Annotated in this window: 9 protein-coding genes; 3 read left to right on the top strand and 6 right to left on the bottom strand. The window is 71.8% G+C overall.

Translation table 11 applies throughout. The features are described from left to right. The first annotated feature begins 136 nt into the window (after nucleotides 1–136). On the top strand, nucleotides 137–1,045 hold the full coding sequence (locus HHX33_RS32995; RefSeq protein WP_182877997.1) for a hypothetical protein: 909 nt from the start codon (nucleotides 137–139) through the stop codon (nucleotides 1,043–1,045). 209 nt (nucleotides 1,046–1,254) lie between these two features. Here HHX33_RS32995 and HHX33_RS32990 read toward each other — a convergent pair whose 3' ends face one another. After that, entirely contained in the window at nucleotides 1,255–1,902 is a 648-nt protein-coding gene (locus tag HHX33_RS32990) for a hypothetical protein (protein ID WP_182877996.1), read from the bottom strand. Nucleotides 1,903–2,530: 628 nt separating this feature from the next. Between HHX33_RS32990 and HHX33_RS32985 the strand changes: the two genes are divergently transcribed. Continuing rightward, nucleotides 2,531–3,271 (top strand): trypsin-like serine protease, encoded by a 741-nt coding sequence (locus tag HHX33_RS32985; protein WP_220502459.1) that lies wholly within the window; start codon nucleotides 2,531–2,533, stop codon nucleotides 3,269–3,271. A gap of 80 nt (nucleotides 3,272–3,351) precedes the next feature. Here the strand turns inward: HHX33_RS32985 and HHX33_RS32980 are convergent, their stop codons facing one another. Continuing rightward, complete coding sequence (locus tag HHX33_RS32980; protein WP_182877994.1) at nucleotides 3,352–4,212, bottom strand: hypothetical protein; 861 nt, start codon at nucleotides 4,210–4,212, stop codon at nucleotides 3,352–3,354. A gap of 23 nt (nucleotides 4,213–4,235) precedes the next feature. Next, nucleotides 4,236–4,757, bottom strand: a complete 522-nt coding sequence (locus HHX33_RS32975) for a SigE family RNA polymerase sigma factor (RefSeq protein ID WP_182877993.1) — start codon at nucleotides 4,755–4,757, stop codon at nucleotides 4,236–4,238. Nucleotides 4,758–5,169: 412 nt separating this feature from the next. Here HHX33_RS32975 and HHX33_RS32970 point away from each other — a divergent pair, with 412 nt between their 5' ends. Next, entirely contained in the window at nucleotides 5,170–6,897 is a 1,728-nt protein-coding gene (locus HHX33_RS32970) for a cellulose binding domain-containing protein (protein ID WP_182877992.1), read from the top strand. A gap of 82 nt (nucleotides 6,898–6,979) precedes the next feature. Here HHX33_RS32970 and HHX33_RS32965 read toward each other — a convergent pair whose 3' ends face one another. Genes HHX33_RS32965 through HHX33_RS32955 form a run of 3 tightly spaced genes read right to left on the bottom strand, consistent with a single transcriptional unit; the run spans nucleotide 6,980 to nucleotide 11,188 of the window. After that, a complete protein-coding gene (locus HHX33_RS32965; protein ID WP_182877991.1) occupies nucleotides 6,980–8,935 on the bottom strand; it encodes a hypothetical protein in 1,956 nt (651 codons plus the stop codon). Further along, nucleotides 8,932–10,167 carry a glycosyltransferase gene (locus HHX33_RS32960; protein ID WP_182877990.1) on the bottom strand — a complete coding sequence of 412 codons (1,236 nt, stop codon included), beginning with the start codon at nucleotides 10,165–10,167 and terminating at the stop codon, nucleotides 8,932–8,934. The genes HHX33_RS32965 and HHX33_RS32960 overlap by 4 nt, the downstream gene beginning before the upstream one ends. Beyond that, nucleotides 10,160–11,188, bottom strand: coding sequence for an ABC transporter substrate-binding protein (locus HHX33_RS32955; RefSeq protein WP_165900901.1), 1,029 nt, complete (start codon nucleotides 11,186–11,188; stop codon nucleotides 10,160–10,162). The genes HHX33_RS32960 and HHX33_RS32955 overlap by 8 nt, the downstream gene beginning before the upstream one ends. Between the last annotated feature and the right edge of the window lie 27 nt (nucleotides 11,189–11,215).

The following is an 11,215-nucleotide window of genomic DNA, read 5'->3' as shown; positions in this document are numbered from 1 at the left end:
TCCCGGCAGGTCACCCACACATCCGGTCCGACCGGCTCCCCGGTCCACTCACCCTGCATGCCGACGAAGTCTGGCCCCGTGCTGTCCCAAGCGAGGCCAGAACGCAAGATTTTCAGTGATCTTCTAGCTAGTCGGCATGAGCCGCTTCCCGTCAGCCGCCGTGGTCGTCCCCCTGGCCGTGCTGCTCGTCGTCCCGCTCGCCGCCTCCGCCTGCGGGTCGCCGCCGGACGTCGCCGCTCCCGCCGGTGACACGCGCTACACGGCGACGGGGACCGTGCTGCAGAACAAGGACCACGGGCCGCAGCTGTGCGCCTCGGTCGCGGAGTCGTACCCTCCCCAGTGCGGCGGAGCGGACATCGTGGGCTGGGACTGGACGGCCGTCGGCGCCGAATCGTCCGGCGGCGTCACCTGGGGGGAGTACCGGGTGGTCGGCACCTGGGACGGCTCCCGGCTCACGCTCACCGAACCTCCCCGCGAGGCCCGTCCGCCGGGGGGAGACCGCGCACCCGGGGGAGACGGTGGGCCGGGGGCCGACATGGCCAGTCCGTGTCCGGAACCCGCGGGCGGCTGGCGTCCGGTCGACCGGGCGAAGGCGACCGAGGAGGCCATGCGGGCGGCGATGGACCGCGCGGCGTCCGCCGACGAGTTCGCGGGCGGATGGCTCGACCAGCACTACATGGACGGGATCGACTCCCATGACGTCCGCACCATCGAGAAGATGGGCAACGACCCCGGGCGGTACGTGTTGAACCTCAGGTTCACGGGCGACCTCTCAGGGCGCGAGCGCTGGATCCGCGAGGTCTGGGGCGGCGCGCTGTGCGTGAGCGGGGCCGAGCGGACCGAGTCGGAACTCCGCCGGATCCAGCGTGAGCTGGAGGGGGAGATGCGGAGCCGGCGGTTCCTGAACCTGGCCGTGGACACCGTCGGCAACCGGGTCGGCGCCGGTGTGTACGTCGCCACACCGGAGCTGCGACGGGAACTCGACGACCGCTACGGGAAGGGCGCGGTGGCGCTGGAGGGCTTCCTGAAGCCGGTGGGGAGCTGAGCGCGTCTGTCGCGTGGCCGCGACGTCCGCGACGTCCGCGACGTCCGGGCCGGCCGATCCCGGCCTGCCCGGAGAACGGGAGAGCCCCGCGAGGCGGCGACCTCGTGGGGCCATGGGTCCGGCAGGTTCGATGGGCGTGGACTATCCGGTCCTTGCGGCTGTCGCTTCCTGTCTCTCCCTGCTCTTGTCCCTGTTGCCGGGAGCCGTCGTCACCGTCCGAACTCCTCCCCGCCCCGCTCGCTCTCGCGGGTGCGCTCGCGCTCCGGCCCGCGGCCACGGGTCTCCTCGCGCATGCGCTCGCGTCCGCGTTCCTCCCGCATGCGCTCGCCGCCGCGGGTCTCCTCGCGCATGCGCTCGCGTCCGCGTTCCTCCCGCATGCGCTCGCCGCCGCGGGTCTCCTCGCGCATGCGCTCGCGCCCGCGTTCCTCCCGTATGCGCTCGCGTCCGCGGGTCTCCTCGCGCATGCGCTCGCGCCCGCGCGGCTCCTCCCGGAAGCGTTCGCGTCCGCGGGTCTCTTCGCGTGTGCGTTCGCGTCCGCGGGTCTCCTCCCGGAAGCGTTCGCGTCCGCGCTCTTCCCGGGCCGGGATCCGTTCGCGGCCACGAATCTCCTGCCGCGTGCGTTCGCGTCCGCGTTCCTCACGTACGCGTTCCCGCTCCCGGACCTGCCCGGAACGGCCGTACTGGCCGTACCGCTGACGCTCCCGTCCACGGCACCTGCCTCCCGGGCAGGGCTGTGCCGGAGCCTGCATGGCCTGGGCGGTGGTACCGGCGGCGTTGGCGGACTGCGCCTGCAGCGCCACCGGGGCGGCGAGGGCCGATACGGCGATCGTGCCGGCGGCCAGTGCTTCTCTGAGCATAGGTATCACTCCGTCGACTCCGTGATGTCACCGGGAACTCCGGCCACACGGAGTGCGATTCGATCCATCGAACCTTTGGATCCAGACCCTGGTTCTCACGCTATGGGTAACAAACGGCACAGTCACCCATCAAGCCGCAAACAACGCCCTCGCGCATCAGAAAGCGCAGCTTCCTCTGGTGTTTGGGCATGTCGTTCCCCAGGGCTCACAGCCGCTTTGCGCGGCGGGCGAAAGCCTTCCGGGGAATTGCGTGAGGTTGGTTGTGCTCGCCCCTCCCGGGGCCGCCGCGGGCTCCGTCCCGTCCCGGCCGTTACCGCGGATCGCCGTCCGAAGCCGCGCCGATCGGGGAGGTTGCCGTGACCGTCGTCGCGCCTCCCGCCTGGGCGTACGCCATCACTCGCCGTGTGCAGCGGCGCGGACCGCGCCGGGTGACGCGCACGGCATCCACGGGGCCGATCGGCGGACGGGCTGCGGACGCGGACGGCCGGGTGGGCTTTTCCCGGCGTTCCCCTCCACGTCCGTCCGGATACGCGGCCGGTAGATCTTTTCCCTGAGTTTCGGGGCGAAGCGCATAAACGGGGTACATTTGCCCATGCGTTTCGTCCCATTTGTCATGATTATTTTTTGTATGATCGTCGGAATCGTCACCCCCGCGTCGGCCATCACCAACGGCTCGGCGGACCGCGACGATCATCCGCAGGTGGGAGCCCTCATCGGCGACGCCCCGGAGAGCGACGGCACGTGGGCGTACTGCACCGGCACGCTGATCTCCCCGACCGTCTTCCTCACCGCCGCCCACTGCGGCCGTCCGGGGAAGCGGACGGCGCGGGTCTCCTTCGCCGGCCGCTACGAGCCCGGGGCCGAGGTCTTCACCGGCCGCTTCGTACGCGACCCGAGGTACACGCGCGGGCACCATCTCCACGACGTGGCGGTCGTCGTCTTCCCCTCCGCGGTCCCCGCGATCAAGCCGGCCCGGCTGCCCGCCCAGGGCCTGCTCGACCGGATGCGGGACGACGGCACGTTGAAGTCGACGCGGTTCACCCCCGTCGGGTACGGCGCGCTGACCCCCACGAAGAGGGAGGGCGGATGGCGGTTCACCTACAACGACACGCGTAACCGGACGTCCATCTCGTTCGGGCGCCTCGGCGCCACCTGGCTCAGGCTGACGCCTGACTCGGAGCGTGGGGAAGGGGGGACCTGCTTTGGAGACTCCGGCGGCCCGAACTTCCTCGGCACCGCCGACTCCGATCTGCTCGTGGCCACGACGATCAGCGGAGTGGACGACGTCTGCAGGTCGACGAACATCGACTACCGGCTGGACACCCCCTCCGCCCGGGAGTTCCTGAGGTGGTTCGTCGCTCTTCCCTGACGAATGCGGTGGCCGTCGCGGTCACGCCGCCTCGCGGTCCCGGGCCGGGGCGGCGCCGCCCCGGCCCGGGAACCGCCTGATCAGGACTTCCCGCCGGCCGGCTTCGTGTCCCGCCCCTTGAGATCGGGGGAGTGCTCACCCTTGGCCCCGCCGGAGGCGTCCACCGGCCCGGGCACCACCTCGCCGGGGGGCGGGGCGGTGACGGTCACCGGGGTGCCGAAGTCGGCGATGTCCATGACGAGACGATGGCTGTCCTTCGGGAAGTCGAACTCCAGGCGTCGCACCCGGCCCTCGTCGTCCACGTCCACCTGGCCGGAGAGCGCCGGAGACCGGAACTCCGCGTCGCCGGAGCCGGAGTCGGAGCCGGATCCGCCCGTCATCGTGAAGGCGAACCGCCGCCCGCTCCACCCGGGGCCGGACGCCGGGCCGTCCTCGCGTACGTCGGTGGCCGCGCGGAGCCGCTCCAGGGCCGCCTGCGGGTCCTGCGGGGCGAGCTTGACCAGGGCGGCCGTCGGCGGCGCGTTCCGCAGTCTCTCGTCGACGCGCGGCAGCTCCTCCCATTTCGCCGCGCCGGCCGGCTTCTGGTACATCAGGTCGCCGACGAAGCGGGTCTCTGACGGATCTCCCGCCTCCGCGATGACCCCGACCCGCCGGACGGGATCGAAGGCGCCGTCCCACGTCCGGCCGCCCGACTGGACGTGGATCCGGAAGCTCTCACCGCTCGTGGTGTGGAGGGCGGCGGCCACCTGGGCCTGCGCCGACGTCTGGCTCGCGGGCAGCGCCGTCACGATCACGGTCACCAGCGCGGCGGCCCCCAGCGCGGCGAGCGACGGCACCAGGACCCGCCTCGGCCGGGGGGTGATCGACGGCATGAGGTCGATGCCCGCGGGCCGATCCTCGGTGGCTCTGACGAGCAACGTGCGCAGGTCTCTCTCGTTCATTTCCGGCTCCTCGTGTCGGGGTCTCACCGGAGACCACTCCCTTCCGCCTCGGCGTGGTTGACCACCAGGCCGGGCGATATCAGTCGCCGCATCGCGTGCAGCCCACGGTGGGTGTGCGACTTGACGGTCCCCACCGAGCAGCCCATGAGGTCGGCGACCTCCGCCTCGGGCAGGTCGGCGAAGAACCGCAGCACCAGGGCGGTGCGCTGCCGCGCGGGTAACCTGGCCAGCGCGTTCCTGACGTCCTCGGCCACCGCCCGCGTCTCACCCAGGTCCTCCGTGCTCGGCATACCGGGGTGCTCGGCGCGCGGGATCTCCCGCCGCCATCGGGCCCGCCACCAGGACCGGTGGGTGTTGACCAGGATGCGCCGCAGGTAGGCGTCGGGCTCGCTGCCGGTGTCCAGCCGATGCCAGACCTTGTACAGCTTGCCGAGGCTGGTCTGCACCAGGTCCTCGGCGGCGTGCCAGTCTCCCGTCAGCAGCACCGCCGTTCTCAGGTGATGGTCGCCCCGGCGCCGTACGAACTCCACGAAATCCGCGTCCACCCGGTCTCCTCTCGTCGGCGGATGCCACCCCGACACGCCCTGAGACGCGATCCGGGTTGACGAGAAGCGGGAAACGCGCGGCCGGCCCGGGCCGGCGCCGTGCGGTCCCCGGCCCGGACCTCGGCTGAACCGGTGCAGAGCGGCCGATTCCCCGAGCTGTAAGTTTCACGGTCCGGCGAGACGTTCGCACAGTTCACGGGCGTAGGGGCCGCACCCCGTGCTTGACCCCCGCCGGGGGCGGAACCACACTCCGCTGGAGTGTTACCCCCTCCGCGCACCACCTTGAGCGGTCCGTATCTCCGGCGCCTCACGTGCCGGTCCATGCGAGGGAATGTTAACGCCAACATCCGGAGCCGAGGAAGAACCGCGACGTCAAGGCGCGGATCGGTACCGGAGACCACGAGGAGGAGACATGACGCACGACCAGAATGGACCGGTGAGCGGCGAGCGAAGGGCGCTGAGCCGGCGGTCCGTCCTGACGACGATAGGAGCCGTGCCGGTCATCACGGCCACGTCGGCCGTCCTGGGGGCCACGGAGGCCGCGGCGGCCACCGCGACCGTCAACCCGTCGGCGCAGCGGCAGACGATCAAGGGCTTCGGCGGCATGACCCACGCCGCCTGGGCCGGCGATCTGACGTCCGCCCAGCGGGACACGGCGTTCCAGACCGGCGAGGGCAAGCTGGGGTTCTCCATCCTGCGGATCCCCGTCGGCGAGAGCCAGGCGGACTTCGGCCGTGACCTGGCGACGGCGAAGCGCGCGGTCGAGCTCGGGGTGACCGTCTTCGCGTCGCCGTGGAATCCCCCGGCCAGCATGATCGAGACCTTCAACCGCAGCGGCCAGACCAACGCCAAACGCCTCAGGTACGACCAGTACGGGGCGTACGCCCAGCACCTGAACTCCTTCAGCACGTACATGAAGAACAACGGGGTGAACCTGTACGCCATATCCGTGCAGAACGAGCCCGACTACGCGCACGACTGGACGTGGTGGACCTCCGCCGAGATGGTGAAGTTCCTGCGGGAGAACGCCGGCTCGATCAACACCAGGGTCATGGCGCCCGAGTCCTTCCAGTACGTGAAGAGCATGTCGGACCCGATCCTCAACGACTCCACGGCGCTCGCCAACACCGACATCATCGGGGCGCACCTCTACGGCACGTCCTACTCGAACTTCCCCTACCCCCTCTTTAAGCAGAAGGGCGCGGGCAAGGAGCTCTGGATGACGGAGGTGTACTACCCCAACAGCACCGACTCGGCGGACACCTGGCCCCAGGCGCTCGACGTGGGCGAGCACATGCACCGCGCCATGGTGGAGGCCGAGTTCCAGGCGTACGTCTGGTGGTACATCCGGCGCAGCTACGGCCCCATGCGGGAGGACGGCCAGCTCAGCAAGCGCGGCGCCATCATGGCGCAGTTCGCCAGGTTCGTCCGCCCCGGATACGTGCGGATCGACGCGACGGCGAACCCGGCGACGAACGTCTACGTCTCGGCGTACCGGAGCGGCAACACCGTCGTCATCGTCGCCATCAACAAGAACACCTCTGCGGTGAGCCAGCAGTTCAGCGTGGCGGGCGCCGGCTCGGCCGGTGTCTCGTCGTGGGTGACCGACGGGAGCAGGAACGTCGCGCCCCAGGCGGCGACCACCATGTCGAACGGCTCCCTCACCGTCACGCTTCCCGCTCGCAGCATGACGACCTACGTGACCAGCCTCAGCGGCTCCTCGCCCTCCGCGACGCCCACGCTGACGCCGACCGTGACGCCCTCCCAGTCGCCGAGCCAGTCACCCAGCCAGTCACCCAGTCAGTCGCCGACCGGCGGCACCGGTGCGGCCCGGGTCGCCTACACGATGAACAGCTGGAGCAACGGCTTCACCGCCAGCATCAGCATCACCAACACCGGGTCCTCGACGATCAACGGCTGGACGCTGGCGTTCACCCTGCCCTCCGGACAGACCATCACCTCGGGCTGGAACGCCACCTACTCGCCCTCCAGCGGCCAGGTGAGCGCCCGCAACGTCGACTACAACGGCACGCTCGCCCCCGGGGCCACCGTCGACATCGGGTTCCAGGCCAGCCACACCGGCAACACGTCCGAGCCCACCTCCTTCACCCTCAACGGCGTCCCCTGCACCGTGGTCTGACCGCCGGAAGACCCCTTGGCACCCGACCTGCGAAGGGACAGGTGCGGCCCCTCTCGTGCGAGAGGGGCCGCACCTCGCCGGGTCACCAGGGGCGTACGAGCTTCGCGGGATCGAGCCGGCCGTTCACCCGGGGGCCCCGCGGGTAGTTCAGGGTGATCTCGGTCAACCTCCGCCGGACCAGGTCGTCGCGGATCGCGCGGTAGCGCTCCGCGGCCTCGGACGCCGGGGAGTGCGGAGCGAGCGGGTGCCCGTCCAGGGCCCGCCCGTACCGGCTCACCTCCTCGACCCACGCGGCGGGCTCCAGAAGGTCCGCGGCCGGCCGGGCCGCCCACCGATGGACACCGGTGGACACGGGAAGGACCATGACGTCCGGAGCCGCCGAGGGGGAGAGGCGGCCGGCGAAGAAGTCGTCGGCCCAGCGTTCCGCCGCGTCCACCGCCGCCAGAGCGGGCAGCGGATCGGGCGCGTCCGGGTCGAGCCCCCGATCCAGCAGGAAGGCCGGCCGGGTCACGAACTCCCCCGAGAGCCGCGGCAGCCGTTCCCGTACATCGGCGACGAGAGTGAGCCCGTGCACCGGGAACCGCTCGCATCCGGTCATCCGCAGCCACGGAGTGCCGTCGCGGGGCCCCGCGCCCGGCCGCACCACGCGCAGCGCGCAGAACTCCACCGTCCTGAGATACGCGGCGGCCTCCTCGGGCCCCGCCCCGCAGCGGGGGCAGGTGACGACCTCGACGGTGAGCGGGGGAGGGAAACGCGCCGTGCGGAGGAATCCCTCGGCCTCCCGCACGGCGAGCAGGCGGAGGATCTCCCCGGCCGGTGGCTCGTCGGAGGGGGCCGCCCGCCCCCGGTCCGCGGTCAGGCCGCGCGTCAGGCCCGCGACGCCGAGATCGGCCAGGGCCGCACGCGCTCCGCCGCACAGCAACGCCCTGTCGGCGGCGGGCAGCCCCGAGTCGATCCAGCTGGTCACCGCCGCCCGCCGCAGCGGACCGACGAGACCCGCGCGCGCGCCCGTTCCGCCGTCCGTTCCGAGGCCGGTTGCGAGGCCGGTTCCGACATCGGCCCCCAGCAGGAACGCCGCCGCCCACAGCTCCGCCGCGGTGCCCGGCGCCGTCCCCGCCTCCGCGAGGGCACGCGCCCGGTCGCGGCCGTCCGGGGACGCGAGATAGGCCTCCAGACCTGCCAGAACGTCGGCCCGGCCGAGGCCGAGCACGCCGCACCAGTCGCTCCACCGTCCGAAGGGATGCCGGACGAACTCCTCACTCGTCGGCCGCAGAAAGCCGAGGAAGCAGGTGCCGAAGGCGTAGGTCACGGAGAAGTCCCAGGTGGAGGCACCCTTCCCGCGCATCACCGCGCCCTTGTCGAATCGCGGCGGTTCCAGCCAGCGTTCCGCGGGGAGGTCCGCGCCGGGCAGGAGGACCGTGGCGCGCCGCACGCCGTGATCCATGTTCCCGGCGACGCTGGCGACCTCGTCGTGGTCGAGCAGGTGGGGCACGGTCACCAGGACGCGGCGGTCGTGCTCACGCAGGAAGAGGTCGATCACCGTGTCGTCGTCGCGGACGTGGTCGGGGACGCCCGCCAGGTAGTCGCCGAGCTCCTTGGCCAGGCCGACCGGCAGGACGAGCCCCTGCGTGGGGACCCACTCGCCGGGGACGAGCCGTGCCCACGACGCGCCGCCGGCCGCCGCCTGGCGGATCGCGTAGGAGTTGTAGGGCGAGTTCCAGTGCGCGTAGAGGGCGAGCGCGTCGTCCGGACAGGCCGCGACCGCGGCGCGCAGATGGGCGGGGAACCCGTCCACGAGGAGCACGTCGTCCTGGAGGACGAGATGGTGGGTCGCGTCCGGGCTCCAGGCCGCCCACGCGCGCTTCGCCGTACGCAGCGGGCTGGGGAACGAGCCGGGGTCGGGGTCGGGGACCGGCACGAGCCGCAACGGAGCACACGCCTCGGCGATCCGGGGGATCCGGTCCCCTCTGGCCGGGTGGTACATGACGGCGACGCTGATGCGCGGGAACCCGGGGGGGTCGGCGAGGCGATCCGTCATCGCTCCTCGCTCGGGACGGTCTCCGCCGCGGGAAGCCACCGGACGCGCCTGCCGATCCTGGCCGCCTCGCTCTCCAGGAGCTCCACCGCCCACCGGGGATAGGCGCGCAGGGAGGGGGCGAGCAGGCAGAGGTCGAAGGTGCCGGGCTCCAGCATTGTGCGGAAGCCGTGCAGCGGCAGCACCTCGATGCCGGGGTGGTTGCGGCGCGCCTCCTGGGCGAGTCCGGGAACCGGCTCGACGCAGAGGTCACCGCCGTTCACGGCGTACAGGCAGTCGGCCCCGAACAGGGCCGTGGCGGGGCCGGGATCGACCCGCCGGCCGGACGGCCGGAGCCGGGCCAGCCGGATCCGGTTCCGGGACGCGGCCCGCAGCTCGGCGAGCCGCGGATGGAGTTCGTGCGCCCAGCAGACCGTGGAGACCTCGACGACGGGATCCATGTGCTTGCGCAGCAGCAGCGCCGCGTGCTTCTCGTAGCTGGGGCGCAGCGCCGCCAGGTCGCGGGTGTGGGGGATCTCGACGCAGGCCGCCCCGCGGGCCAGGGTGAACTTCAGCCCCTTCTCGTACAGGCGCCGGCCCAGTTCGACGTCCTCACCGCTCCAGCCGACGAAGTCGTCGTCGAAACCACCGGCCAGGTGGAAGTCGGCGGCGCCGACGGACACGTTGCCGGTCCAGTAGAAGATCCACGGAGCGGCGTACCGGTCGATGTCGTCCCCGAGGCTCCGGTAGCACGGCTCCCGCATGTCCCGGTGCCGCCCGCTCAGGGTGAACCGGTCGATCAGCTCGTCGGGCGGCTCGCCGAGATCGTCGTGGGAGACCCGGTTGGCCGGGTCGTGGTCGTAGCCGAAGATGTAACCGATCACGGCCCGGCCGCCGCCCTCGTGCGCGGCCAGGTGCCCGCTCAGCAGGTGGCGGGAGGCGAGCATCCCGCTGTCGAGGAACACCAGGATCCGCCCCTCGGCCCGGGCCGCGCCGAGGTTGCGTGCCTGCCCCGCCCGGAATCCCAGGTCCTCCTGGTAGACGTAGCCGATCCGGAGGTTCCCGGCGTGACTCTCGACCACGAGCCGGGTGTCGTCGCTCGACCCGTCGTCGGCGACGATCACCTCGTACCGGTCGCGGGGCAGGTCCTGGTGAGCCAGGGAGCGCAGCGTACGGTCCAGCTCCCGCGCCCGGTTGTAGGTGGGGATGACGACGGACACCTCCGGTGCGCCGTGCTCACCCGGCCGCTCAGCCAACGAGGGCCTCCTTCGCCAGGCTGGTGTCCAGCACCGAGGAGACGGGAGGCAGCGTGCTCACGCCGCGTGCCCGCAGACCGGCGTAGACGGGACCCGCCAGCCGGTCGGGGTCGATCGAGCCCAGGCCGCGGTCACCGGTGGCTCCGCGGATGAGCGCGGCCTGCACCTCGTTCTCCCGCCGGGCCGCCGCCGGATCGAGTCCGAGGTCCTTGCCGTACTTCTCCACGGCCAGCTTGGTCCCGAGCGCCGGGTCCTTCAGGTTGTGCCGGTATCCCCGGATCACCGCGCGCAGGTAACCGACGAAACGCGCCCGGTCCGCCGCGAGGTCGGCGCGTTTCACCGCCATGACGAGCGCGTAGTCGGGCATGCCCAGCTGCCCCTGGGTCACGCTGACCACGCGGACGCCCTGCTGTTCCAGCGCGAGTGGCTGGGCGGTGACGTAGCAGGCCATGACATCGCAGTCCCCCTTGGTGAGCGCCGTGGTGCCCGCGCCCACCGGAACCCGTTCGTAGCGGACGGGCAGTTTGTTGATCTTCAGGATCGCCTCCACCATGACCTCCGCGCCGGGTGACAGGCCGATGCGCTTGCCCACGAGATCCTTGGCGGTGCGCACCGGGTTGGACGCGAGGCTGACGAAGCCGCCCGGGCTCTCCTGGAAGACGGCGCCGATCGCGACGAGGTCGGCTTCGCTCTCCCTGGCCTTGATGAGGGCGCCGAAGTCGACCAGTGCGACGTCCGCGCCACCCGCGGTGACGACGCTGACGGCGTCGGGGATGTTCGGCCCGCCGGCGAGAAGCGGCGCCGACAGTCCCTCCTCCTTGAAGTACCCCTGTTCCTCGGCGATGTAGAAGCCGGCGAACGTGACGGTCTTCAGCCAGGATAACTGGGTACGCACCACCTTCCCGCCGTCCGCGGACCCCCCGCCCGATGACGGAGAACACGCCGTGAGCAGTCCCGCGGCGCTCAGTCCGCCGAGAGCCACGGTGGTGCGCAGGAACCCGCGCCGGGAGAACTGGTCCACTGTGAGTCCGTCCTTTTCTTGGTGCCG

Source organism: Microbispora sp. H10670, from assembly GCF_014161385.1.
Lineage (GTDB): Bacteria > Actinomycetota > Actinomycetes > Streptosporangiales > Streptosporangiaceae > Microbispora > Microbispora triticiradicis.
This window is presented reverse-complemented; position numbering and strand designations above follow the sequence as displayed.

What these genes read in the sequence shown, in the direction of transcription:
- HHX33_RS32995 (WP_182877997.1), top strand. Translation starts at nt 137, where the DNA reads ATGAGCCGCTTCCCGTCAGCCGCCGTGGTCGTCCCCCTGGCCGTGCTG.
- HHX33_RS32990 (WP_182877996.1), bottom strand. Translation starts at nt 1,902, where the DNA reads ATGCTCAGAGAAGCACTGGCCGCCGGCACGATCGCCGTATCGGCCCTC.
- HHX33_RS32985 (WP_220502459.1), top strand. Translation starts at nt 2,531, where the DNA reads ATGATCGTCGGAATCGTCACCCCCGCGTCGGCCATCACCAACGGCTCG.
- HHX33_RS32980 (WP_182877994.1), bottom strand. Translation starts at nt 4,212, where the DNA reads ATGAACGAGAGAGACCTGCGCACGTTGCTCGTCAGAGCCACCGAGGAT.
- HHX33_RS32970 (WP_182877992.1), top strand. Translation starts at nt 5,170, where the DNA reads ATGACGCACGACCAGAATGGACCGGTGAGCGGCGAGCGAAGGGCGCTG.
- HHX33_RS32965 (WP_182877991.1), bottom strand. Translation starts at nt 8,935, where the DNA reads ATGACGGATCGCCTCGCCGACCCCCCCGGGTTCCCGCGCATCAGCGTC.